We start from the raw sequence: 25,016 nt of genomic DNA on the forward strand, positions 1-25,016 counted from the left end.
GTTCAGAAAAAACTCATACCAACAATCACGGTATCACCGGGATGAACTGTGTGTCTTACATCAACATTTTCAATCAGTTGATTGCTCTTCGACAGACGAATAGCAATATCTTTGCGGTCTGCACGATCAGTAAATCCACCGGCCAACGCCAGCGCTTTTTCAACGGTCAACCCCGGCTCGTAGCCATACCCATTCGGCTTGTGAACTTCACCCGTGATATAGAACTTCCGGAATTCGGCGATGCTGACCGTCACCATCGGATTTTGCAGATAGTCACCACGCAGGCGATGAGTCAATTCTTCGCTCACCTGCCCCGGCGTTTTTCCTTTCAACACCAGTTGACCGATATAGGGAAAAGTAATCGCGCCACTTTTATCCAACATGAATTTCATTGTCATCTCAGGCTCGCCGTATACCAGAATATTGACGGCGTCGCCTTCATCTAACTGATAACCGGTGTCCTCGCTGTCAGGTTTGTCCATCTGCTGCGGACTTGACAGGGTACATCCGGCCAGCAATGCGCTCAGGCACAGAAAAATGCACAGCTTTATTATTCTCACGTTAGATCTGTACCTTAGTTGTAAACATAATCAGAGAGTTATCGTGGCCCAGCGTTCTGATGACCTGGCGATTACCATCAGGGCCAATAAAGAAAGAATCAGTATTTTTATTAGAACGGAGCGTGTTTAGTTGGTACTTAATTTCAACGTTAATAGATGGCCTGACGCTATAGTTCATAGCGAATGTGAATACCCTGTTCCTGTCTTTACGATCATCCAGATAATTCTTGTAATCATCTGTCAGGTACGAATAATCGAACGTGGTAGAGAATTTCCCAACCAGCCAAACATGCTGATAAGAGATACCATATTCAGACACCATGATATAGCCACCGACTTCTGTCGGATCTTTGATGCGCTGTGCCGTATGAGCGATAAAAGCAGACTGTTTAACCGGCTTCCACTCACCCTGAATGTTCCAGTTGACGCCACTGAAATCCCTGGCATTCGGGTTATTATCAAAGGTTTTGTATAACCAGGATACGTTCGCATCAATACGGGTTTTGCCTGTAAGCTGCGATTTGACGCCGTATTCCAGGTAATAGTCGTTGTTGTCTTTTTTAGCATCGATTTCATAACGCCGCTGATTATTAGTAAAGCGGTAGTTAAAGCGCGTTGCCTGGGAGTATTGGTCAGTGAGTTCTGCTACCAAACCGTTCTCATGCCATTCCTGCCCAAGGATATAGTTATAAAAATCAATATCGGTATTTCTGATATCACCGGTATGGCCTAAACGCAGTTTTTTAAACAACACAGCAACGTCGGCTTTACCTCGCCCACCCGGTGTACCATAGCTGTAACGTAATTCGCTATTGAAAAGCGTGTTACTCAACGGTGAATGAATACCAAATTCGCGCAACTGTTGAGGCCGAAATCCTTCGGTAATACCACTCCCACGCGCTTCATGGCCAAGGGAATCATCAAGAATAAGCGCTATCCCATGCCTTTGCCCATAGCGCCATGCGCCATTAAATCGCAACAGATGATCGGTATAATTATCCGCCGGGGCGCTGCCGTAATGACGATAATCCCCAGAATACATCAGTAAATAGCGGTCCTGATCACGTTGACCAATAGCTTTAAGCGTTGGCTTGAGGCTTTGAAAATCAGATCCTATCACGTCTTGATGATAAGCCTGATTGGTCACGTTACTCTCATGCCCATAATCCAGACCAAGCTGGCTTTGAAAATCAATACCCGCAATACCGATATGCGATTTAGGTACCAGTTCCGCCCAGGAAGGGTGAGGTATTACCATTCCCGCAGCAATGATCAATTTAGTACGCATTTTCACCGATAAAGCCTTTGAAAATGGTTCTAAAGATAATCTTGATATCCAGCCAGAGGGACCAGCTTTGAATGTAGGCAATATCGTAGTAAACCCGTTTTTCCATTTTATCGAGGGTATCCACCTCACCACGATAACCATTAACCTGCGCCAGCCCTGATATTCCCGGCTTCACTTTATGGCGAATCATGTAATTTTCGACCAGTTGCCGATACTGTTCATTATGCACAACCGCGTGGGGCCGGGGACCAATAATTGACATTGTACCTTGTAATACATTGAAAAACTGAGGCAATTCATCTAGCGAGGTCCGGCGTAAAAAAGCGCCAAAGCGTGTAACGCGCGGATCGTTTTTCGTTGCCTGCTTCACAACATCGCTATTCTCCATCACGTGCATCGAGCGAAATTTCCACACTTTGATTTTGTTGCCACTCAGGCCGTAGCGATCCTGCTTGAATAACACCGGCCCAGGCGACGTCAGCTTGATGCCGATAGCAATCACTAATAGCAACGGCGAAATCATCAGCGTAATAATTCCGCCAATGATCAAATCCTCCGCACGCTTAATTACTGAGCCAAGACCGTCAAACGGCGATCTAAAAATACTGATGGTTTGAATATTATTAATGGAACGAAGCTGTGATACGTATGAACTATAAGAATAAAGATCAGGAATAATATAAGTATCAACTGTAGTATCAGACATCATCGACAGAAAATAGCGAATGCGTTTCAACGCAATCATCGGCAGTGCAATATAAATTTCATCTACCCGGCCAGCTTTAGCTTCCTCAACCAGCGCACTCACCTTGCCTTTAAATTCACTTTTTATCAGGTAGCCAAAGCGGGATGGATTGCGATCATCGTAGAAAGCCAACTCTAACTGCATATTAGCGTACTCTTTGAGCAAGGCTTTTTCCGCTGCTAACCCGCCAGGGGTTAATCCTACAATCGCCACCCGAATCCGTTTTTTAGCCATGCATTTGAACGTAATTAAACGCATCAGATAGAGAACGCATAAAGAAAGGGTGTACCAGTAAAATGTAGAAGGAAAATATATGTTATCGAGTTGGTGCAACAGCCCTAGCGAGTACAATGTACCGGCATATGTCCTGACCACCTCAACAAATATGACAGATAGCAATGCGGACACCCACAGCGTTCTCTGTCCACGAAACTGCATATTTTTAAGCCGATTCTGATATAAGCCCGTATATTCCCCAACAAGTAGAAAAGAGGTAGAGAATAGCAGGCTAATCATAATGACATCATCAAAAGCGCCTATGCCCATCAAGAATATCTTGGCACTGACGATTAATGTCACATTGATTGATAAGAAATCCATCAATTTAATAATGGAAAAGTCATTTCCATAGGAAATTTTTATCTGATTGCTAGACACGTTTAATCATAGTCCATTAAATTTTTATTATTCGCACCTCTCCGGTCACGATAATATATCACACAAAAAAAATTTAAAATAGCGACCAGAAAAATCATAACAATACGGCGTCAGAAAACACCAAAATAGACAATAGCACCTATTAATTCATTTATATAAATGATCACACTATTTCTTTTTTATTTTAATTATTTTTTAATAATTAAATATTATGCTAATGCTTATTGAGATCAATATTTGTGATTATTGGTAATGTGTATAATATTTAGCCTGATTAGCTCGCAAGATAATCAGGCCAGAAAATTGAAAGAATGTGGATCGTACGTTGGTCGCCTCAGTTACTTTGGCTGGTAGCAGCACGTCAACGGTTATCAATAGCCGTACCAGACAAGACACTACCCGGCTACTTGCCAAATTCATAGCTCAGTTGCGTCCACTTGCGAGCCTGCTCACTCAGCGTAGGAAGCGGAAAGCCGTGGCCTGCGTGTTCCTCAGGATCTGGCGGTGATGGGGTTCGGCGATTTGGATTTTGCCGCCAGCAATCGTCCCTCTATCACCACTGTCGGCATCGACAGGCGGGAGATGGGCCGCCGGGCCGCTACCTTACTGGCAGACAACATCGCCGGCCATCCCCACAGCGATGCAATTATCGATATCGGCTTTCAGCTCATCGAGCGAGAATCGGCGTAATCGGGTGGGTAAGCGCTTACCCCAAGTGCGTATGGCCGGTGCCGCTGTCTTCAATCTCCAACGCAGACAAACCATGCAGAATGCCGCAGTCGTCCACAGTCTGCGTCACCTGACAGCGTTGGCTAATGTGCATCAGTTGCACTTTCAGTTGCTGTAGCTCCGCAATACGCGCTTCCACATGCCCCAGATGCTCATTCAACAGGATATTCACCCCCTCGCAACTGGCAGCAGGTTGCTCACTGAGCGCAACCAGCGCGCGGATTTCATCGTGGTTCATGTCCAATGAGCGGCAGTTACGGATAAACCGCAACCGATCAACATGAAACTGATGGTAGTGGCGATAGTTCCCTTCGGTACGTTCCGGTTCGGGCAACAGCCCTTTCTTCTCATAAAAACGAATGGTTTCCGGTGTGGTGTTGGTCGCTTTCGCCAGATCGCCAATTTTCATGTAATTCCCCCTTGACCCTATAGTTGCTACAGGGTTTTTACTACAACAAAACCCAGAACAGGAATCAACCATGTCAGAGAAACATTCATCTACTTCTCACCGTCAATTCCAGCCAGTCACGCTGGAAAAACCGGGTAAGGCCCTGTTCCGGCCACATCAGCAGACGCGCCAGACGCCTCACACCGCTAACAATACCCAACAACGTGGGCAAACATGCGCTCATCACTGTTGCGACAATGCGGCACCGACCGAGCCAACCACTACGCTGGAAGGTGCGGAACGTATCGGCGACCAGCAGCGCACGCCGATACGCATTATGCAGATGGACTGCCCGACCGAAGAAACGATGCTGCGAAAAAAACTCGGCACCTTGCCGGAAATCAGCAAGCTGGAATTCAATCTGATGCAACGGGTGATGACGGTTACCCACCGTTACGATGCATTGGACAAGGTGCTGGCCGCCATCCGCACGTTAGGGTTCGAACCTGAAGTTCGCACCGGTGATGACCGCGCTGCCTTGCCGCCGGAGCCGAAAAAAACCTGGTGGCCGCTGGGTCTGGCGGTGGTCGCTGCCGGAGCGGCGGAAGCAGTAGAGTGGAGCGGTTTGCCCGAATGGTGGGCTGCGGTACTGGCGATTCTCGCCGTCGCCGCCAGTGGACTGACCACCTATCGCAAAGGCTGGATTGCCCTGCGTACCGGCAATCTGAACATCAATGCGCTGATGAGCATCGCGGTGACCGGTGCGCTGTTCCTGCAACAGTGGCCGGAAGCAGCGATGGTGATGGTGTTGTTTACCCTTGCCGAACACATTGAGGCGCGTTCGCTGGACCGCGCCCGCAATGCCATTGCCGGGTTGATGAATCTGGCCCCGGATACCGCCACAGTGCAACAGCCAGATGGCAGTTGGCGCGACATGGAAGCTAACACCGTCGCGCCGGGCAGCACCGTACGGATACGTCCCGGCGAGCGTATTGCGTTGGATGGCAACATCACCAGCGGCCACTCCGCTGTCAATCAGGCGCCGATTACCGGAGAAAGCCTGCCGGTGGATAAACGTGTCGGCGACAGCGTATTTGCCGGCACTATCAATGAAAGCGGCTCGTTTGAATATCGGGTGACAGCGGCGGCGGCTAACACCACGCTGGCGCGGATTATTCACGCGGTGGAGCAGGCACAGGGCACCAAAGCGCCAACGCAGCGGTTCGTCGATCAGTTCGCCCGCGTTTACACCCCGCTGGTGTTTCTGGGCGCAGTATTAGTGGCAGTACTGCCGCCGCTGTTTACCGGCGGAAACTGGCAGGAGTGGACCTACAAGGCGCTGGTGCTGTTGGTAATAGCCTGCCCGTGCGCACTGGTGATTTCTACCCCGGTCACCATCGTCAGCGGGCTGGCGGCGGCGGCGCGGCGCGGCATTCTGATCAAAGGCGGGGTATTTCTGGAAAAAGGCCACGCGCTTTCCTGGCTGGCGCTGGACAAAACCGGCACCCTGACCCACGGTAAACCGGTGCAGACCGGCTTTGAGACGCTCGCTGACGTTGACGCCGCCCGCTGTCAGCAACTGGCTGCCAGTCTGGCCAGCCGCTCTGACCACCCGGTATCGCAGGCAGTAGCAAAAGCAGCGCAGGAAATCAGTACGCCATTGCTTGATGTCGATAACTTCAGCGCCGTCGCCGGACAAGGCGTCATCGGCACTCTGCAAGGGCAGCGCTATTTTCTCGGCAACCAGCGACTGGCTCAACAGTGGCTGGGCGATACCGCCACGGGGATTACCGGGCGACTGACCGCACTGGAGCAGGCTGGCAACACCGTGATCATTCTGGGCGACGAGCGGCAAATTTTAGCGTTGATGACGGTGGCCGATACGGTGAAACCCTCCAGTCAGGAGGCTATCAACGCGCTGCATCAGGCCGGCATTAAAACCCTGATGCTTACCGGCGACAACCAGTACGTGGCGCAAGCTATCGCCCGTGATGTGGGCATTGATGAAGCGCGCGGCAACTTGTTGCCGGAAGACAAACTCTCACAGATTGAACGGCTGTCGGCACAGGGCGTGATCGGCATGGTGGGAGACGGTATCAACGACACCCCGGCGCTGGCGCGCGCGGATATCGGTTTCGCTATGGGCGCAATGGGGACCGACAGCGCCATTGAAACCGCCGATGTGGCGCTGATGAACGACGACTTGCGCAAAATTCCAGAATTTGTGCGCATTTCTAAAGCCACACGTACCCTATTAATCCAGAATATCGTGTTGGCACTCGGCATCAAAGCTTTGTTCCTGACGCTCACGCTGCTGGGCATGGGCACCATGTGGATGGCGGTGTTCGCTGATGTCGGCGCCAGCTTGCTGGTGGTAGGCAATGGTCTGCGACTGCTGCGCCAGACGCCAGTTAACGCCCGCCAGCAGCATCAAGCGGCATAGCATCCACCGGCATAAACACGCATCGGGCCGACGGGAAACGCGTCGCTGCGCGCCTTATCGGCACAGTGTCTACAACAGGCTATTTGCAATAAATATTCGCAAAAGTATATAAGCACTCACTAACATCCTTTCCTTCATCGCATCAGGTGACCAACTGGTAGCAGGCGTCTCTCAGTTGCCAGTTGGCGCTTGCTATAAAGCGCGCCATCAGAGTAGTGATTACTCACTTCATCAACAGTTCAGCAACCGGCGGCAAGCCAGTCCCATCGGCACACCTGTTCCGGCTTTTCTGCCACCGCTGGTGCTTCAAACCGAGGGCGCAGCACCCGCGCCGACGATATGTCAGACCCGGCAAAAATTAAGATTCACTTACAACTCCATGACAACATGAAATTTACCCGTCATTAAAGTACGCCTAACCTAGACAAACTGCGCATCCCTCAATCTACACCACCTGGAGGAGTCATGAACCCGTTACGCCGCCGCTTCGTCCTGCAACTGCCGTTGCTCGCTTATGGTATGTCGTTATTTGCCAGCGCCAGAGCCGACGACATGTTCAGCACCATGCGTCCAGCGGATTCTCTGGTGCCCACACCACACGACATTGGCGGCAAATTCGATCCCGATGGCAGCGTCAGCCGCTTTCCCGGCAACACCATTATTTCTCACATCCCGCTGGATTCCGACGCCTCGAATGCGTTTATGACGGTACGCGATACGCTAAAACAGCAGGACTTCAGCCACTGTCTGGCCTTCACCCCACCTTCCAGCTATCACATGACCGTGTTTGAAGGCGTGAACGAAACCAAACGCAGGTTACCGTTTTGGCCGGTTGACCTACCCACCGATGCTCCGATGCAGGCCTGTTCCGATCATCTGGCTCGCAAACTGGCAGGGTTCGACTTGCAAGCCACGTTACCGTTTAAAATGCGTATCACCAACTTCAACGCCCAGCTGGATTCTGGCGCCATACTGCGCCTGACCCCCGCAGATAACAACGAGGAGCGCAAATTGCGTACCCTGCGGGATCAGTTATCTGAGCGGCTGGAGATCCGTGCACCGGACCACGATACCTATGGTTTTCACGTGACGTTGGGGTATCTGGTGCGCTGGATGACGGAAGAGGAATCGCAAGCGTACCTGAAAACCCAACAGGCGTGCCTGCGTTACCTGCAACAACAGGTGCCGGTACTGGAACTGGGCGTGCCGGAATTCTGCGTTTTCAATGATATATTCGCGTTCGATACCCAGTTGAAGGTCGGCCAGCCTGCCAGCACCGTGCCAACGGCCTGACGAGCGTGAGAGTCACGGTGTCCATGTCGCAACACGGCAATAATACCCCTGGGTTTGGCGCATAAAAAAAACCCCTTCAGACAGGCTGAAGGGGCTGGGTCAGTTTAGTGATATGAGGGATAACAGCCCGAAAGTGGGTGGCCAGGCAACAAGATGGAACAGGATTCAGGCCGGAATCTGATTACCCCTGGGTTCTGATCAGATGATCAAACGCGCTCAGAGAGGCTTTGGCCCCTTCGCCAGTGGCGATGATAATCTGCTTGTAAGGTACGGTAGTGCAGTCCCCCGCCGCAAACACACCTTTCACGCTGGTTTCACAACGGACATCGATCTCAATTTCACCGATGCGATTGCGCTCAACCGTTCCTTCCAGCCAGTTGGTATTCGGCAACAGGCCGATTTGTACAAAAATCCCTTCCAGCGCCAGCTTATGAACGCTGTCAGTGACACGATCCTTATACTGCAGGCCGGTGACCTTCTGTCCATCACCCAACACTTCCGTGGTCTGGGCATTCACAATCACGTCCACGTTCGGCAGGCTGCGCAGTTTGCTCTGCAGCACGGAATCCGCTTTCAGTTCTGGCGCGAACTCCAGCAGGGTGACGTGTTTCACCACGCCCGCCAGGTCGATAGCCGCCTCCACGCCGGAGTTACCGCCGCCGATCACCGCCACATGCTTGCCTTTAAACAGCGGACCATCGCAATGCGGACAATAGGTCACGCCACGGGTACGGTACTGCTCTTCACCCGGCACGTTCATGTTGCGCCAGCGCGCACCGGTAGCAATGATGATGCTACGGGATTTCAGCACGGCGCCGGAGGCGGTTTCAATCTGGTGCGGCTGACCCGGTTCAGAAGCCGGAATCAATCTTTGCGCGCTCTGTAAATCGATAACATCAACATCGTAGTCATCTACATGGGTTTTCAGCGCGGTCGCCAGTTTGGCGCCTTCGGTCTTCGGCACCGAAATGTAGTTTTCGATATCGACGGTATCCAGAATCTGACCACCAAAGCGCTCGCCCATCAGGCCGGTGCGAATACCTTTACGAGCCGCGTATACAGCCGCCGCCGCACCCGCCGGGCCGCTGCCGACGATCAGCACGTCATACACCGGACGGCTGTTGAGCTTATCGACCACACGGGCGTTGGCGCCGGTGTCAATTTTACCGACGATCTCAGCCAGACTCATGCGCCCCTGGCTGAAATGCTCGCCGTTCAGAAATACCGTGGGGACGCCCATGATATTGCGATCCTTGATCTCATCCTGAAACACACCGCCATCAATGGCAGTATGGGTAATGTTCGGGTTCAGGATGGACATTAAATTCAGCGCCTGCACCACGTCCGGACAATTGTGGCAGGTCAGCGAATAATAGGTTTCAAAGTGGAACGTGCCGTCCAGGCTGTGGATTTGATCCAGCAATTCCTTCGCTTCTTTCGACGGGTGACCGCCAGTTTGCAGCAACGCCAGCACCAGCGAGGTAAATTCGTGTCCCATCGGCGCCCCAGCGAAGCGAGGCCCGGTGGCCGCCCCCGGATTGGTTACCAGGAACGAAGGCTTACGCACAGGCAGGTCATTATTTTCAAAGAAACTGACTTTGTCGGACAACCCGGCAACCTCAATGAGTAGTTCCCGAACTTCAGCGGATTTCGCTGAGTCATCCAGCGTCGCCACTAACTCAACCGGTTTGGTTAATTTTTCCAGATAGGTTTTCAGCTGGAGCTGCACGTTATTGTCGAGCATAGATTATCCTTGGCGTTGGCGTAAAAATCGGGTGCTATGCACCCGATAGAACATCAGGGGGAGAGTTGAGGTTAGATTTTGCCAACCAGGTCCAGAGACGGTGCCAGCGTGGCATCACCTTCTTTCCATTTAGCCGGGCACACTTCACCTGGATGAGACGCCACGTACTGAGCGGCTTTCACCTTACGCAGCAGGTCGGACGCGTCACGACCAATACCTTCAGCAGTGATTTCCACCGCCTGAATGATGCCCTGCGGGTCAACGATGAAGGTGCCGCGGTCAGCCAGGCCCTGATCTTCACGCATGTTTTCGAAGTTACGGGTCAGCGCGCCGGTCGGGTCGCCGATCATGGCGTATTTAATTTTGGCGATGGTGTCAGAACTGCCGTGCCAGGCTTTGTGAGTAAAGTGGGTGTCGGTAGATACAGAGTAGATATCGACGCCGATTTTCTGGAACTCGTCATAGTGATCCGCAACGTCGCCCAGTTCAGTCGGGCAGACAAACGTAAAGTCAGCCGGATAGAAGAAGAACACGCTCCATTTGCCTTCGATGCTCTGCTCAGTCACTTCAACGAACTGACCATCTTTAAAGGCCTGGTTTTTAAACGGTTTAACTTTAGTATTAATAACGGACATCGCTGATTCCTCATGTATTCCACTGTGTTTGGCTTGGAATGTAAGGTACAAAAATGTGATGCCCATCGCTAATGCGTTGTCTTTATCAAATCAATAAGCGATACCTAACGTTTTGCCAGCAGCACAATCACAACATGCCCGGCGGTAATGGACGCTTACAAACTGTCCGATTATCGGATAAGTACGAAGGATGCAGCACAGAAAAGGGTATGTTATAACAAGCCACACTCTATTCTTTTCAACACGTGTTGCCTGACAACTTACAGGTGGTCGGTTATGAAACTCAGGATGTCGCTGGTTTTTCTCTCATTTGCGGCGGCCAACGCCTCGGCATTTCAGGCCAAACTGACGCCTGTCAACCCGAATGACGCCGCGAAACTGGCGCAGATGGAAACGGCATTCAGTAACGGTCATGTCGCTACAGGTCCGTTGGGTATCTGCGATGCCACCTCAGTGAGCGGTTGCAACTGCCCGTTTTGCACCCAGTTAAGAAGTATTGGGCGTTAAACATCAGTAGCCGCCATCAGAAAAGCTGTCGGTTGGCTTTTGTTTTAACCTTCCTGATCGAGATTAAAGGATCGAAAACGCTCGGCGTATGTTCCTTCCCGCTCGGCAAACCGAAAGGCGCAGGCCCGTGCTACCACAATCTCATCCGCCTGCGGCTGCTGTGACAACAACAGCAGCGTTTCATCAATAAAATCAGGCAACGGCATCGCACGCGGGTCATACCCCTGCTCGCCCTGCAACCCGGTTTGCACCCAGGGCGGGATAATCTCGATGACTTGTACCGATGTCTGACGCAGTTGGCAGCGCAACGCTTGGGTGTAAGCGTGCAACGCTGCTTTGCTGGCACAGTAGGTTGGAGTAATCGCCTGCGGCAAAAATGCCAGTTCGGAGGTCACATTCACTATCGTCGCGTGCGGCTGACGCAGCAAATGGGGAATTAATGCGCCGGTCAGCCATAGCGGACCCAACAGGTTGGTCGATACCGTATCGGTAATCTGTTGCGGGTCCACCTGGGTTAGATCTTCACGCCGCTGAATGCCGGCATTATTAATCAGCACATTGAGCGTCGGATAATCTTGCGTCAACTGTGCGACAAAAGCGTTAATCGCCATAGGATCGCGCTGATCCAATACTCGCCAGACCATGCCGGGGAAAGGTGCTGCGGCCTGCCGCACGATCTCCTCACGCCGCCCGGCGATAATGACCTGATTACCCCGCTGATGGAACGCCGCCGCCAGCCCCAACCCGATGCCCGAACCACCGCCAGTAATCAGTATCGTATTGCCCGTCATTTTCATCGCTGTCGCTCCCTGCCGTCATGACGCCATGCTGTTTAGTTAAACAGAAACGTGGTGATATCACTTTCCCGCAATAGATAAGATCCTGAGAAACTACGCCCAGCCAGATAATCAGCCGACAGGTCAGTCAACAACTGCAAAGTAAAGGTATGCTGTACCGCATCCAGCCCGACCATGCGGACATCCAAGAAATCAAAGTAGCGTTTTACCTTCGGATACAACGCTTTATATAAACTTTCCTTGGCGGAAAAATTCAGTGTCAACATTCTGGCGAAACTCATCGAATCGTGGGAATGCAACCAGTCATATTCAATCTCATCAGCGATGCCGGGCCACAGGTTGCTGGCGCGCTCAGCGTGCATCCAGGTTTCGATATCCAGCCCGATACAGGTGATATCCCGGCTGCATTGATGCGCGGCACACAACACACTATCGACGTTGTGGCTGAGCGAACCTGCGATGCCCTCCGGCCACTGCGGCGAGCGATCAGGCGCACTGGTCAATACATAGCTATCCACGCCCAGCCGGGACATCACCGTCTGCGCCAGATAACGCCCTGCCAGATACTCTGCCCGGCGTTTCGGCACTGAACGCGTGATCGCCTCCGGCATAGGGAACCCTGCCAGGGAAAACAAATCATCACGATACGCCGACAAGTCGAAATAGCAGCGAGCGCAATGCCCTGGGTAAGCAGTCTCATTCCCAGCCGGACTGATGGTCAACCACTCGATATTTTTTATAAATGAAGCAAGCATGTCACTGCACTCTGCAACGTAGAACTATCCCAGTAGGCATAACTGACAGCTGAAATAACCTGTTGGAATAGGTTCTTAATATGTCATAAGGAATAGACGAAGCACGTTAAACGATTTTCGTCGCAAGTTCATACCGCATCAGACAAAGAAAAACATCAAAAAATGACGTTCGTCGCTTTCTTAACTGGCAATATGCGGGTTAGACGCTGTTTTGATTGTTAAATTTGCCGCGTTGACAGCGATACTCACCATAAAAATAGGTTTCTGATGGATACGCAGGCACTCACCACAGGTCGATTCTGACAGACAACGCGATTTGCCAGGTTTATGCATTGTCACGGACAACAGCCGACAAAACAGGGAAATACCGCCGTCTGACGATAAGGTGCCAGACGGATTACGCAGACTCCGATAATCGCAGCCCCGGAAACAACCGGAGTGTATTGGCAAGAATGGCATCTGCAATCACCTGCGGCCACTCCGGACGCAGTTCGCATAGCGCGTCGAATACCGAAACAATACGCTCAGGGCGATTCGGCTGCCCCTGAAATCCGTACACCGGCATATCCGGCGCATCGGTTTCCAGCAACAGTCGGTCAAGCGGCAAACGTGCGATAGCCTGACGGGTCTTGTTGGCGCGCGGATAAGTGATAGTACCGCCGACCCCGATATAGTAGCCAAGGCGGATAAACGTCATGGCCTGATCGTAGCTGCCGGCAAAACCGTGCACCACCCCCGTACATGGCACCGGATGGCGGCGCAGCATCTGCGCCAGTTGATCATGGCTGCGGCGGGAATGGAGAATCACCGGTAGATCATGTTGGGCCGCCAGCTTAAGCTGGGCTGCCAGAAACGCTTTCTGCCGTTCAAATTGCGGCTCCAGCATGTAAAGATCCAGACCTACCTCACCCACCGCGACCAAACGCGGAGGCGAGTACGCCAATGCCGACGCCAGTTCGGCCAGATGCGCCTCCTGATGCCCGGCAATATACAACGGATGTAATCCCAGAGCAGCATATAGAACGGACCAACGCTCACTGAGCGCCAATACCCGGTCAACGTGTTCAGCGGCCACAGCCGGCACAATCAAGCGGCGGACGCCTGCCTGCGCGGCCCGCGCCAAACTGCTCGCGGCATCGTCAGCAAACAGAGGAAAATCAAAGTGGCAATGGGTGTCGATAAACCCAAAGGCCGGCACCTGCGCGTCATCAGATAAAGAATGGGGGGGCAACGGTCATCCCTTAGTGCAAGCTGTCATGCTCTAAGGATACCTTCTCCTGATCTTTTCCGTAATATTCTTGCATCACACCTGCCAGAAAATCGTGGTTTCCCGCGACCCAGGCTCCGTCGCTGTCAACACATTCAGCCCACAGCTCCCACAGGCAACCTTTCCACTGTTTCCATCTGCCAATAGCAACATCCAGATTCATCATAATGACCCCCAGACAAACTTCGGACAAAAAAACAACACAGACAGTGTGGCGAAATAATATGACAGACACATGGAATTTCCACGCCTATGGTCGGCGATGTCCCATAAACAAGCTAAGCAGGAACAAGATAATTCCAACCACAAAAACGATTTTGGCGACGGCGGCAGCCGTACCGACAAGCACACCAAACCCGAAAGCAGCCGCAAGAACCGCAATGATGAGAAAAGGAATGCCCCAGCGAAACATCAGACCTCCTTGCATATGCACATTGAGAGGGGTATCGCCGTCAGTACCCCTGCCAAAAACGGTCTGGGTACGCGGCGACATCCGCAATCACTCAAAGAAAGGGCATAATGGCAACAACAAGCGCACCATCATGCTGCTGTCAATGCTCAGCGGTGAGGCGATAGAATTCAGGATTTCACAGTCAGTTCATTTTTGACGCTTTTGACGCCGCTAACCGCCTTGGCAATCGCTTCAGCCCGTTCAGCTTGCGCCCGGTTGGCGACCTGGCCAGTCAACAACACCACGCCATCTTGAGTGACCACCTTGATATGACGAGAAGGCACGATGTCATCCGCCAACAATTTGGCCTTGATGGTACTGGTGGTGAGGGCGTCACCAGCATACGCGCTAACCGACTGCACACCGCTGCCATCCTTCACCTGTAATTTATCACTGACCGATTTCACCCCTTCAGTCTGGACGGCAATTTTCACCGCTTGGGTCGCCATCTGCTGGCTGGCAATAAATCCGCTAAGCATCACCACACCATCGTGGGTGGAGACGGAAATATTATTGCTGTCGAGCGTTTCGTCTTTTAGCAATGCGCCTTTTACTCTGGCGGTGAGGGTGCTGTCGTCTACATAGTCAGTAGCCTTCTGTACGGAATTATCGATTTTCTTACCTGCGGTATCGGCGATACGCTGCGCCTGCTGTACCAGCGTTTCCTGCTCAGCCTGCGCCTGACCACTTGCCAGTACCGAACCCAGTACCAACGCCGCCAGCGCCAATCCACACTTAGCCCACCGTTCACATTGCATCGAAAGTGTAATCTTGGTCTTTTTCATCAATACCTTCCTTATCGTTATCGCCTGTTTTACAACAGGTTCACTACTACATCGTATCAGAACGATTCGTTACGTCATTTCAGATTATTCTATTAACCAATCAAATATAAAAAACATAAAAACCTAATTTTAAACGAATAATGGTTAAATAAACTAAAACCTTAACACACTGGTAACTATAGACAATGGCAGGCAAAAACCCAGCACAGAACGGCGGGAAGACAGTGATTTCAGATTTGTCCGTGGCAGGGAAACGATCAGAAGACAGTCATCATGTTATTGATAGTTAATCAATATGATAAAACTACCCACTCCTGGCGGAGTGGGTGATATAGCAACGATTAATATACCAACGATTAATGTTCGCGGGTCTTATGGAACTGCACGTCAGGATAACGCTCCTGCGCGAGATTGAGGTTAACCATGGTCGGCGCTACATACGCCAGGTTGTCGCCGCCATCCAACGCCAGATTCGGCTCGTTCTTGCGCTTGAATTCCTCGAACTTCTTCACATCGCCGCACTCAACCCAGCGTGCGGTAGAGACGTTCACCGATTCGTACACCGCTTCCACGTTGTATTCGGTTTTCAGGCGGGCTACCACCACGTCAAACTGCAACACACCGACCGCACCCACGATCAAATCATTGTTGATAAGCGGTCTGAACACCTGCACAGCGCCTTCTTCGGAAAGCTGCACCAACCCTTTAAGCAACTGTTTTTGCTTAAGCGGATCACGCAGGCGAATACGGCGAAACAGCTCCGGCGCAAAGTTGGGAATACCGGTGAATTTCAGATCTTCGCCCTGAGTAAAGGTATCGCCGATCTGAATGGTGCCGTGGTTATGCAAGCCGATAATGTCACCCGGCCAGGCTTCTTCCACATGGGAGCGATCACCTGCCATGAACGTTAGCGCATCAGAGATCACTACGTCTTTGCCGGTACGCACCTGACGCAGCTTCATCCCTTTCTCGTACCGTCCGGACACCACACGCATGAACGCCACACGGTCGCGGTGTTTCGGGTCCATATTGGCCTGAATCTTAAACACAAAACCGCTGAACTTCTCTTCGTCGGCACTCACCACACGCGCATCGGTCTTACGCGGCATCGGCGCAGGCGCCCAGGCCACCAGACCATCCAGCATGTGATCGACACCGAAGTTACCCAGCGCCGTACCGAAAAATACCGGCGTCATTTCACCGTTCAGAAATGCATCTTGATCAAACTCGTGGGAAGCGCCTTTCACTAATTCCAGTTCTTCGCGCAACTGCGCGGCCAGATCTTCACCTACTGCCTGATCCAGTTCCGGATTATCCAGCCCTTTGACGATGCGCACCGCCTGAATGGTATGACCCATACCGCTCTGATAGAGATAAACCTCGTCCTTATAAAGGTGGTATACGCCCTTAAACAGCTTGCCGCAGCCAATCGGCCAGGTAATCGGCGCACAGGCGATGTTCAGTTCGTTTTCCACCTCGTCCAGCAGTTCCATCGGGTCGCGGATATCACGGTCGAGTTTGTTCATGAAAGTCAGGATCGGCGTATCGCGCAGACGGGTCACTTCCATCAGCTTACGGGTCCGGTCTTCTACGCCTTTGGCGGCATCGATCACCATCAGGCAGCAGTCAACCGCGGTCAGCGTGCGGTAGGTATCTTCGGAGAAGTCTTCATGCCCCGGCGTATCCAGCAGATTGACCAGACATTCACGGTACGGGAACTGCATCACCGAGGTGGTAATCGAGATACCACGTTGTTTTTCCATCTCCATCCAGTCAGATTTAGCGTGCTGGTTGGAGCCGCGTCCCTTTACCGTACCGGCGACCTGAATCGCCTGTCCGAACAACAGCACCTTTTCCGTAATGGTGGTTTTACCGGCGTCAGGGTGAGAGATAATGGCGAATGTCCGACGTTTCGAGACTTCGCGTGCGTATTCACTTGGAGACATGTTATTCAGGCTTCTTTAATAGTTAGGTGACGACATCTGCATCACGCAAGCGATGCCGCACCAGACAAAATTAGGAAATAAAAGACAGATAAAGCTGTCTGATGCCAATCAGTTAAGCCATCAGGACACGGGTAAGCGTGGCCGCACGGCAGAAAAGTTCCTCTAAGCACTTTTACACGCGTTTTCCCCCACACAGGCTTAAGTGACAGGCATCGTAGCGACAGATGGATAAGGCGCTCATTTTCTCTGATTTACCGGCCCGGCACAATCAATCATGACGTAAACACCGCCGGTGGTAACCTAAACCCTATATGAGTCACGCTCTGACAATAACATTTAGAAACACTCATAAAGATTCGTTTTACACTCACCGATAACAAACAGGCTAACGCTTACCTAATTTAAGGAGAAAGCATGGATCTGTCTGTTATCAATGCGGGCTATAGCCATTCTCAGGACCCAACCACCTCGCCATCGAACGCCGGGCAACGCCTCGACACAGAAAAACGCGACCCGTTGACCGGAAAAACCATCACCGCCCCCACCAGCATCAAGGTTTCGCAAGAAACCCTGACGCGCTGGCGCCAGGGCACCTCACAAAGCGAACCGCTGAGTAAGGAAGAACAGGACAAACTGACGCGCACCATTCGTGATCTGCGTAATGATATCATCACGCGCACCGCCTCCGGCGTCAGTCTGGACAACCCGCTATTCAAAGACCCTTTCACCGCCAGCAATGCCCTGCTTTTCAGCAGTTGGGCCAATAATATCAACGCTGACAGCCACCTCAGTAAAGAAGACCTCCTGACGCTGGTCCACGACGTGTTGGCCTACGGCTTTACCAATCAGCAGAGCAATATCACCAGCGCGATGCAGCTGAGTGTGAAAAAAGCCGAGCTGACGGCTATCAAAGACAAGTACCTGAACAGCGACTATCAGCAGCAAGCACAAGCGGCCATCAACAGTTTTTTCAGCCAGAAAGTCGCCAATGAAGACAGCATCAGTAAGGCGCTGATGGAAGGGGAATATCGCATCGGCATCGAAATGGGTGACACCGCTCGTGCCGCCTGGGCACAAAGTCAGCTACAGAAATATGACACCGGCACCAGCGACGTGCAGCTCAAACGCCAGCACATTTTCGCACTGGCGAGCAATAACAACGTTGACGGTTGGTTCGACTCATTCCGCCATTACCTGCAAACGTCCCCGTCACCCAGCGACTGGGAACAGCACAATATCGATGCATTACAATCCCAATGGCAGCAGTTCCAGCAACGTCTGGGTTAACTGAGACTGTAGAGCACAATCAAGGACTGATTGTGCAGGGACAGAGTGTAAAGGGACAACGTGTGCCGAGCTAACCGGGGCAAATATGATGAAAGAACCCTGTTCAGGGTTTATGGAGTTTGTCCTCGTCCTGCGTAGTTGGGCTATCGTCGTTGGCCGGTTCATAATCCTGCGACGAGGCATTGGCGGTCAACAGGTAAGGCGACTGTTGCCAGCGGGAGCGGCGATGTTGCAACAAGGTGCGGGCCAAAATAATGCCGATAGCCAGCGCCATCATAATCATCAATCGCAGGATGTTGGTGGTGTTGTCCACCTGACGGGCTTCCGTCGCCAGCACATGGGTGTCCAGTGTCATGCGAAGAAAGCCAATCGGCCCGTCCTTACTGTTGACAGGTTCGACCAACTGGTGATTGAAATAGCTGCCGGCGCGGCTGCCATCCAGCGCCAGCCGGTCACGTACTTCCACCTGTTCACCCGCACGCGCCACCAGCGTGCCGTCCTGCAAGTACAAGGCGGCATCCAGAATTCGGCTGTGATCGGTAAGCTGGTGCAGCGTTTCCTCAATCCTGCTGCTGTTGTCGCTATTGCTCTCCAGCAACGGCGTCAGGTTAAACGCCACCTGACGCGCCAGCGTGCGCGCCAGTTCCTCCACTTGCTCGGAACGGGCCATCTGATGACTGAGACTGAAATAGGACGCGCCCTGCAGCAATATCACCAGCAAAGCCAGACAGATCAGCACAATGGCCGTACGATGTAAGCGAAATTTAATCCTGGCCCGAACCATGGTAATACCTGTGAGATTTGGATACTTTCATGTTGCCAGAAGCGTTAGCGATAGGATAGCTTGTTGCGTTGATTTGTAACCGTCCACCCCGTCAATGCTCACTACCCGCAGGAAAGGATATTTAACCCATGTCGAACCGTTTGACCTATAGCGATCTGCCCGATGAGATCAACTGCTGGCCAAATTTGCCGCTGTCGCTGAGTGACGACGAAGTCATGCCGCTCGACTATCGCGCCGGCAATACCGGTTGGCTGATGTACGGCGATGTGCTCGACAAGTATCTGCTATCCCGCATCCAGCGTCGTCTGGATGACCCGCTGGTGATTGTCAGCGCCTGGAGCGTAGACGACTATCAGGTGGTGCGGTTGGCGGGCACCCTGACGCCGCGCATCACCAAAGTCGCTCACGAACTGGGGCTGGACGTCGCGCCGATGGGCAATACCCCAAGTTTACGTTCTCCCGGCCTGCTGGTAATGGACATGGATTCCACCGCCATCCAGATCGAATGTATCGATGAAATCGCCAAACTGGCAGGCACCGGTGAGCAGGTAGCGGAAGTGACCGAGCGCGCCATGCGCGGCGAGCTGGATTTCGCGGCCAGCCTGCGCCAACGCGTCGGCACGCTGAAAGGCGCCGATGCCAACATTCTGCGTCAGGTGCGGGATACGCTGCCGTTAATGCCGGGGTTGAGAAACATGGTCAAGCAGTTGCAAGACGCGGGCTGGCACCTGGCCATCGCGTCCGGCGGTTTCACCTATTTCGCCGACTACCTGCGCGACGAACTTGGGCTGGTGGCGGCGGTCGCCAATGAAATGGGGATGCGCGACGGCAAACTGACCGGTGAAGTAATAGGCCCAATCATTGATGCGAAATATAAAGCGGATACGCTGCGTCAGTTGGCGGAAAAACTGGACATTCCACCTCATCAGACGGTCGCCATCGGCGATGGCGCCAACGATCTACTGATGATAAAAGCAGCCGGTCTGGGCATCGCCTACCATGCCAAACCCAAGGTCAACGAGCAGAGCACGGTCAGCATTCGCCACGCCGACTTGACCGGCGTATTGTGCATTCTCAGTGGTAGCCTGAGACACGAAAAAAGCTGAGCCACACCGTAACACTCGCAGTAAAAAAGCAGTAACGAGGAGGTAATTCATGGCCAAAGCCGTCAAACGCGCTTTTGTCTGTAATGAATGCGGGGCCGACTATCCACGTTGGCAAGGGCAATGCAGCGCCTGTCACGCCTGGAACACCATCACCGAAGTGCGTCTGGCCGCCGCGTCCTCCTCATCACGCAGCGACCGTTTCTCTGGGTACGCCGGAGACAGCGGCAACGTCAGCCGGGTGCAAAAACTTTCAGAAATCAGCCTGGAGGCGCTGCCGCGCTTCTCCACCGGTTTTCAGGAGTTTGACCGGGTGCTGGGCGGCGGCGTGGTCCCCGGCAGCGCCATTCTGATCGGCGGCAACCCCGGCGCCGGCAAAAGTACCCTGTTGCTGCAAACCCTGTGCAAGCTGGCCGAGCGGATGAAAACCCTGTATGTCACCGGCGAGGAATCGCTCCAGCAGGTGGCGATGCGCGCCCACCGTCTTGGCCTGCCCGCCCAGCACATCAACATGCTGTCGGAAACCAGCATCGAGCAAATCTGCCTGATTGCCGAGCAGGAACAGCCGAAACTGATGGTGATCGACTCCATTCAGGTGATGCATCTGGCAGATATCCAGTCGTCTCCCGGCAGCGTAGCGCAGGTGCGGGAAACCGCTGCCTACCTGACACGCTTTGCGAAAACCCGCGGTGTCGCCATCATCATGGTCGGCCACGTCACCAAAGACGGTTCGCTGGCTGGTCCGAAAGTGCTGGAACACTGTATCGACTGTTCAGTGCTGCTGGACGGCGACGCCGATTCTCGTTTCCGTACCCTGCGCAGCCACAAAAACCGTTTTGGCGCCGTCAACGAACTGGGCGTATTCGCCATGACCGAGCAGGGGTTGCGTGAAGTCAGTAATCCATCCGCTATCTTCCTGAGCCGGGGCGATGAAATCACCTCAGGCAGTTCGGTGATGGTGGTGTGGGAAGGCACCCGGCCACTGCTGGTAGAAATTCAGGCGCTGGTGGACCAGTCGATGATGGCGAACCCGCGTCGGGTCGCGGTCGGGTTGGAACAGAACCGATTGGCTATCTTGCTGGCGGTGCTGCATCGCCACGGCGGGTTGCAAATGTCGGATCAGGACGTGTTCGTCAACGTGGTGGGAGGCGTCAAGGTAACGGAAACCAGCGCCGACCTGGCGCTGCTGCTGTCGCTGGTGTCCAGCTTCCGCGACCGACCGCTGCCGCAGGATCTGGTGGTGTTCGGCGAAGTCGGACTGGCCGGAGAAATCCGCCCGGTGCCGAGCGGCCAGGAGCGTATTACCGAAGCGGCCAAGCATGGCTTTAAGCGTGCCATCGTACCGTTTGCCAATATGCCGAAAAAACCACCCGCCAATATGCAGGTGATGGGCGCGAAAAAACTGTCGGACGCCCTGGCGATCCTGGATGATCTGTAATTTCAATTAGGCTTTATTTATCATAACGTTAATATGACGCAGCGTTATCCGCCACATCGGAGTATCAGACCATGTCTCCCTACGATTACCTGAAAACAGCCATCAGACAAAAAGGCTGTACCCTGCAACAGGTCGCCGATGCCGCGGGTATGACCAAAGGCTATCTGAGCCAGTTGCTCAATGCCAAAATCAAAAGCCCCAGCGCCCAGAAGCTGGAGTCATTGCACCGTTTCCTGGGGTTGGAATTTCCTTACCAGCAAAAAAGCATCGGTGTCGTCTTCGGCAAATTCTACCCGCTGCACACCGGCCACATTTATCTGATTCAACGTGCCTGTAGCCAGGTGGACGAGCTGCACGTAATTCTCGGTTACGACGAGCCGCGCGATCGCCTGCTGTTTGAACACAGTTCCATGTCGCAACAACCCACCGTCAGTGACCGCCTGCGCTGGTTGCTGCAAACCTTCAAATATCAGAAAAATATTCACATTCACGCCTTCAACGAACAAGGTATGGAACCCTACCCGCACGGTTGGGACGTGTGGAGCCGCGGTATAAAACAGTTCATGACGGAAAAAGGCATCGACCCCCGCTACGTCTATACCAGCGAAGAGCAGGACGCGCCGCAGTACAAAGAGCATCTTGGCATCGAAACCGTGCTGATCGACCCGAAACGCTCGTTTATGAGCATCAGCGGCGCGCAGATCCGCCAGGACCCGTTCCGCTACTGGGACTATATCCCCACCGAGGTGAAGCCGTTTTTCGTGCGTACTGTGGCGATTCTGGGCGGCGAATCCAGCGGTAAGTCTACGCTGGTCAACAAGTTAGCTAATATCTTCAACACCACCAGCGCCTGGGAATATGGCCGCGACTATGTGTTCTCTCATCTGGGCGGCAACGAAATGGCGCTACAGTATTCCGATTACGACAAAATCGCGCTCGGTCAGGCACAGTACATTGATTTTGCAGTGAAATACGCCAACAAGGTGGCGTTTATCGACACTGACTTCATCACCACGCAGGCATTTTGCAAAAAATACGAAGGCCGGGAACACCCGTTCGTACAAGCGCTGATTGAAGAGTACCGCTTTGATCTGGTGATTCTGCTGGAGAACAACACCCCCTGGGTAGCGGACGGCCTGCGTAGCCTGGGCAGCGCGACAGATCGCAAAGCGTTTCAGGACGTGCTCAAGAATATGCTGGCAGAAAACAACGTGCCGTACGTTCATGTCACCGAATCCGACTACGACAGCCGCTTTCTGCGCTGTGTGGAACTGGTGCAACAGATGCTGGGACACGACCAGCAACACCCGGTGCCAGCGGTGGGCTAACGGCTAACCTCACCGCTCGCACGCCGCGTTACCAGCACCAGTGATGGGAAGGCGTGATGATTTCCGGCAACGGCACGTCCCAGCTTTCCACCGGTAATGCATCCATCTGCTGGCAGTCATGCGCCAGCCCGATAGGGTATGGGCCTCGCGCTTGCCAGTGTTGCAACGTGCGGTCATAAAATCCGCCGCCCATGCCAAGCCGCTGCCCGTTGGCATCGAATGCGACCAGCGGTGTCAGCAGCACATCCAACTGCTCAACCGGCAATACCTGACGTACATCCAGCCGCGGCTCCTGAATCTTCAGTCGATTCCACACCAGCTCAGTATCCGGCGCATAGCGTAAAAACAGCAGATGCCCACGGCAGAACGGGTGTAACACCGGCAGATAAACCTGTTTTTGCCGCTGCCATAACATCTCGATTAACGGCTGGGTATTCAGTTCACCGTCAAATGACAAAAACACCGCCACCCGTCTGGCATCGCCAAGGCGTGCGTGTTCCATCACCCGCTCTGCGGCCTGACGGGAAAAATCCGCTTGCTGATCAGAGCTTAACGCACGGCGACGTTGACGAACCTGCTGACGAATGTGCTGGCGTAATGATGCAACGGGAGAAAGATTGGAAGATGCACTGGCTGAGTTCATGCGCAGTCACTGTCATGCAAATAAATAAGGGGAATAAACGAGAGGGAATCTCCGAGATGCCGCCGCAGGCTGTAACCCTTGAACCCTTGGTTCAAGGTGAACGTAACGTCGCAATCTTAAGGCTTCTCGGACAAACCGAGCGTGCTCACCAACTACGGATCGTTACATTCTGTTGGTTGAAATATCGGCTCAGGGGACTTGCCCGCTGACGAACATCTCAGAGAAATTTTGTTCCTTCAACGCTACCTTATCATGTCTGGCAGCGATGTGTTACCCAAAAAAACGTACTTTTGTCAAAACGAGACGCGCTACTCAAATTGCGCGCCCTGACGCTCGGTAATCCGGCCTTGCTCCAGCAACGCCTGTTCAATTGTCTGCTGCAACATGCGGATACGCTGCTCCATATTGGCGGCATAATCGCGGGTTTTCAACCGCTCCTGCGCCAGTTCATGGCACACATTAAGCGCCGCGATGAACACCAGTTGCTCAGTATTCGTCACCCTGGTACGCACCTTGAGGTCCTGCAACCGCTGGTTAAGATCCTCCGCAGCCTGATTCAGCGCATCCTGCTGTTCTGGCGGACAATTGACTCTTAACGAACGGCCAAAAATCTGAATATCTACCGGTTGTGCAGACATGTCACCTTCGCCTTATTTCGCTTCACGCCCGCAGAGGAACATCCGCTGCACGGCCCGTGACGGAGCCTTGAAAAAGCGGGCGCTACTATATATATCCACAATAGAAGATACAAGCCCTTTCCGGGTCTGGAAACGGAGCTTGCTGGTATAGCAACGGAGCTTGGTGGTAGCATAACATGAACGACCTGCCAACGACGATGAATGCTCATGTCTATACAGAATACACTCCCCGGTTATGAAGTTATCGACCAGCTATTACAACAACATCAGGTTGCCCTGACCGCCGCCGAAATGCACGGTCTGGTCAGCGGTATGTTGTGCGGCGGCAACCACGACGATAGCTGGAAAACACTGACGTTCGAACTGACTAACGATGGTATGGCTTTCCCACAGACGTTGGCCCAACCATTACAACAACTGTATCAGGTGACCCGCGATACACTGGAAGACGAGGGTTTTATGTTCCAGTTGTTCCTGCCGGACGACGCGCTGGAACAGGTCAGCATCTTTGACCGCGCCGACGCGCTGGCCGGATGGGTCAACCATTTTCTGCTCGGCCTTGGTGTCGTCCAGCCTCGCCTTGACAAAACGAAAGGTGAGCTAAAAGAAGCGATTGACGACCTGCGCAATATTGCTCAGCTCGGCTACGACGAAGATGAAGACAAGGATGAACTGGAGCAGTCGCTGGAAGAAGTGATCGAATACGTACGGGTGGCGGCCATCATGTGCCATAACGAATTTACCCGCCCGGTGAGGACTGCGCCGGAACAGAAAAAACCGACACTGCATTAACACACATTCTGCA

General features: G+C 53.0%; 24 protein-coding genes, 1 other RNA gene and 1 pseudogene. 9 read left to right on the forward strand and 17 right to left on the reverse strand.

Annotation, left to right across the window (positions count from 1 at the left end; genetic code table 11):
• Positions 1–2 precede the first annotated feature (2 nt).
• The 3 genes from Dpoa2040_RS04240 to Dpoa2040_RS04250 are packed head-to-tail and all read right to left on the reverse strand — an operon-like array spanning position 3 to position 3,250.
• Positions 3–560, reverse strand: coding sequence for a polysaccharide biosynthesis/export family protein (locus tag Dpoa2040_RS04240; protein WP_042868344.1), 558 nt, complete (start codon positions 558–560; stop codon positions 3–5).
• Between the two features lies 1 nt (position 561).
• The gene (locus tag Dpoa2040_RS04245; protein WP_168640472.1) at positions 562–1,848 is read right to left on the reverse strand and encodes an outer membrane beta-barrel protein; all 1,287 of its coding nucleotides are present in this window, start codon (positions 1,846–1,848) and stop codon (positions 562–564) included.
• A complete protein-coding gene (locus tag Dpoa2040_RS04250) occupies positions 1,838–3,250 on the reverse strand; it encodes an undecaprenyl-phosphate glucose phosphotransferase (RefSeq protein WP_128569664.1) in 1,413 nt (470 codons plus the stop codon). Before Dpoa2040_RS04250 ends, Dpoa2040_RS04245 begins: the two co-directional genes overlap by 11 nt.
• A gap of 462 nt (positions 3,251–3,712) precedes the next feature.
• On the opposite strand from Dpoa2040_RS04250, the pseudogene Dpoa2040_RS04255 reads away from it, so the two are divergent.
• Positions 3,713–3,940: pseudogene (locus Dpoa2040_RS04255) on the forward strand (substrate-binding domain-containing protein); the annotation flags it as partial.
• Between the two features lie 16 nt (positions 3,941–3,956).
• Here Dpoa2040_RS04255 and cadR read toward each other — a convergent pair.
• Complete coding sequence (cadR, locus tag Dpoa2040_RS04260; protein WP_042868335.1) at positions 3,957–4,388, reverse strand: Cd(II)/Pb(II)-responsive transcriptional regulator; 432 nt, start codon at positions 4,386–4,388, stop codon at positions 3,957–3,959.
• A 70-nt stretch (positions 4,389–4,458) separates the two neighbouring features.
• Between cadR and Dpoa2040_RS04265 the strand changes: the two genes are divergently transcribed.
• On the forward strand, positions 4,459–6,810 hold the full coding sequence (locus tag Dpoa2040_RS04265; protein WP_168640412.1) for a heavy metal translocating P-type ATPase: 2,352 nt from the start codon (positions 4,459–4,461) through the stop codon (positions 6,808–6,810).
• 465 nt (positions 6,811–7,275) lie between these two features.
• Positions 7,276–8,103, forward strand: coding sequence for a DUF1868 domain-containing protein (locus Dpoa2040_RS04270; RefSeq protein WP_168640413.1), 828 nt, complete (start codon positions 7,276–7,278; stop codon positions 8,101–8,103).
• Between the two features lie 181 nt (positions 8,104–8,284).
• On the opposite strand, the gene ahpF is transcribed toward Dpoa2040_RS04270, so the two are convergent.
• Both ahpF and ahpC read right to left on the reverse strand, forming a co-directional pair.
• Positions 8,285–9,847, reverse strand: a complete 1,563-nt coding sequence (ahpF, locus tag Dpoa2040_RS04275) for an alkyl hydroperoxide reductase subunit F (RefSeq protein ID WP_168640414.1) — start codon at positions 9,845–9,847, stop codon at positions 8,285–8,287.
• Between the two features lie 71 nt (positions 9,848–9,918).
• Positions 9,919–10,482: an alkyl hydroperoxide reductase subunit C gene (gene ahpC, locus Dpoa2040_RS04280; protein ID WP_042868321.1), complete on the reverse strand. Its 564-nt coding sequence runs from the start codon at positions 10,480–10,482 to the stop codon at positions 9,919–9,921.
• Between the two features lie 276 nt (positions 10,483–10,758).
• Between ahpC and Dpoa2040_RS04285 the strand changes: the two genes are divergently transcribed.
• Positions 10,759–10,989 carry a hypothetical protein gene (locus tag Dpoa2040_RS04285; RefSeq protein ID WP_042868318.1) on the forward strand — a complete coding sequence of 77 codons (231 nt, stop codon included), beginning with the start codon at positions 10,759–10,761 and terminating at the stop codon, positions 10,987–10,989.
• Between the two features lie 44 nt (positions 10,990–11,033).
• Here Dpoa2040_RS04285 and Dpoa2040_RS04290 read toward each other — a convergent pair whose 3' ends face one another.
• From Dpoa2040_RS04290 to prfC, 7 genes are all read right to left on the reverse strand, one after another.
• A complete protein-coding gene (locus Dpoa2040_RS04290) occupies positions 11,034–11,786 on the reverse strand; it encodes an SDR family oxidoreductase (protein WP_168640415.1) in 753 nt (250 codons plus the stop codon).
• A gap of 35 nt (positions 11,787–11,821) precedes the next feature.
• A complete protein-coding gene (locus tag Dpoa2040_RS04295; protein ID WP_042868316.1) occupies positions 11,822–12,541 on the reverse strand; it encodes a 4'-phosphopantetheinyl transferase in 720 nt (239 codons plus the stop codon).
• A 397-nt stretch (positions 12,542–12,938) separates the two neighbouring features.
• Positions 12,939–13,772, reverse strand: a complete 834-nt coding sequence (locus Dpoa2040_RS04300) for a TatD family hydrolase (RefSeq protein WP_210423824.1) — start codon at positions 13,770–13,772, stop codon at positions 12,939–12,941.
• 10 nt (positions 13,773–13,782) lie between these two features.
• Positions 13,783–13,971, reverse strand: coding sequence for a stress response protein (locus Dpoa2040_RS04305; protein WP_042873744.1), 189 nt, complete (start codon positions 13,969–13,971; stop codon positions 13,783–13,785).
• Positions 13,972–14,058: 87 nt separating this feature from the next.
• Positions 14,059–14,220, reverse strand: coding sequence for a DUF1328 domain-containing protein (locus Dpoa2040_RS04310; RefSeq protein WP_168640416.1), 162 nt, complete (start codon positions 14,218–14,220; stop codon positions 14,059–14,061).
• A 167-nt stretch (positions 14,221–14,387) separates the two neighbouring features.
• Positions 14,388–15,044, reverse strand: coding sequence for a molecular chaperone OsmY (gene osmY / locus Dpoa2040_RS04315; RefSeq protein ID WP_371810576.1), 657 nt, complete (start codon positions 15,042–15,044; stop codon positions 14,388–14,390).
• Between the two features lie 356 nt (positions 15,045–15,400).
• Positions 15,401–16,990: a peptide chain release factor 3 gene (gene prfC, locus Dpoa2040_RS04320; RefSeq protein ID WP_042868313.1), complete on the reverse strand. Its 1,590-nt coding sequence runs from the start codon at positions 16,988–16,990 to the stop codon at positions 15,401–15,403.
• 414 nt (positions 16,991–17,404) lie between these two features.
• Here prfC and Dpoa2040_RS04325 point away from each other — a divergent pair, with 414 nt between their 5' ends.
• Positions 17,405–18,277: a hypothetical protein gene (locus Dpoa2040_RS04325; protein WP_168640417.1), complete on the forward strand. Its 873-nt coding sequence runs from the start codon at positions 17,405–17,407 to the stop codon at positions 18,275–18,277.
• Positions 18,278–18,380: 103 nt separating this feature from the next.
• Here Dpoa2040_RS04325 and Dpoa2040_RS04330 read toward each other — a convergent pair whose 3' ends face one another.
• The gene (locus Dpoa2040_RS04330) at positions 18,381–19,061 is read right to left on the reverse strand and encodes a YtjB family periplasmic protein (RefSeq protein ID WP_168640418.1); all 681 of its coding nucleotides are present in this window, start codon (positions 19,059–19,061) and stop codon (positions 18,381–18,383) included.
• Positions 19,062–19,189: 128 nt separating this feature from the next.
• On the opposite strand from Dpoa2040_RS04330, the gene serB reads away from it, so the two are divergent.
• The 3 genes from serB (at position 19,190) to nadR (ending at position 22,930) form a co-directional block, all read left to right on the forward strand.
• Positions 19,190–20,167 (forward strand): phosphoserine phosphatase, encoded by a 978-nt coding sequence (gene serB, locus Dpoa2040_RS04335; RefSeq protein ID WP_168640419.1) that lies wholly within the window; start codon positions 19,190–19,192, stop codon positions 20,165–20,167.
• A 49-nt stretch (positions 20,168–20,216) separates the two neighbouring features.
• Positions 20,217–21,602: a DNA repair protein RadA gene (gene radA, locus Dpoa2040_RS04340; RefSeq protein WP_168640420.1), complete on the forward strand. Its 1,386-nt coding sequence runs from the start codon at positions 20,217–20,219 to the stop codon at positions 21,600–21,602.
• 71 nt (positions 21,603–21,673) lie between these two features.
• Positions 21,674–22,930, forward strand: coding sequence for a multifunctional transcriptional regulator/nicotinamide-nucleotide adenylyltransferase/ribosylnicotinamide kinase NadR (nadR, locus tag Dpoa2040_RS04345; protein ID WP_168640421.1), 1,257 nt, complete (start codon positions 21,674–21,676; stop codon positions 22,928–22,930).
• Between the two features lie 28 nt (positions 22,931–22,958).
• On the opposite strand, the gene Dpoa2040_RS04350 is transcribed toward nadR, so the two are convergent.
• The 3 genes from Dpoa2040_RS04350 to zapA all read right to left on the reverse strand — a co-directional run bounded on the left by Dpoa2040_RS04350 (position 22,959) and on the right by zapA (position 24,211).
• The gene (locus Dpoa2040_RS04350; RefSeq protein WP_168640422.1) at positions 22,959–23,573 is read right to left on the reverse strand and encodes a 5-formyltetrahydrofolate cyclo-ligase; all 615 of its coding nucleotides are present in this window, start codon (positions 23,571–23,573) and stop codon (positions 22,959–22,961) included.
• 44 nt (positions 23,574–23,617) lie between these two features.
• A non-coding RNA gene (gene ssrS / locus Dpoa2040_RS04355) (6S RNA) lies at positions 23,618–23,800 on the reverse strand.
• An 81-nt stretch (positions 23,801–23,881) separates the two neighbouring features.
• The gene (gene zapA / locus Dpoa2040_RS04360) at positions 23,882–24,211 is read right to left on the reverse strand and encodes a cell division protein ZapA (RefSeq protein ID WP_012883229.1); all 330 of its coding nucleotides are present in this window, start codon (positions 24,209–24,211) and stop codon (positions 23,882–23,884) included.
• Between the two features lie 207 nt (positions 24,212–24,418).
• On the opposite strand from zapA, the gene Dpoa2040_RS04365 reads away from it, so the two are divergent.
• Positions 24,419–25,003, forward strand: coding sequence for a YecA family protein (locus Dpoa2040_RS04365; RefSeq protein WP_042868298.1), 585 nt, complete (start codon positions 24,419–24,421; stop codon positions 25,001–25,003).
• Positions 25,004–25,016: the final 13 nt, after the last annotated feature.

This window comes from Dickeya sp. CFBP 2040 (genome assembly GCF_012273755.1).
Taxonomy (GTDB): domain Bacteria; phylum Pseudomonadota; class Gammaproteobacteria; order Enterobacterales; family Enterobacteriaceae; genus Dickeya; species Dickeya poaceiphila.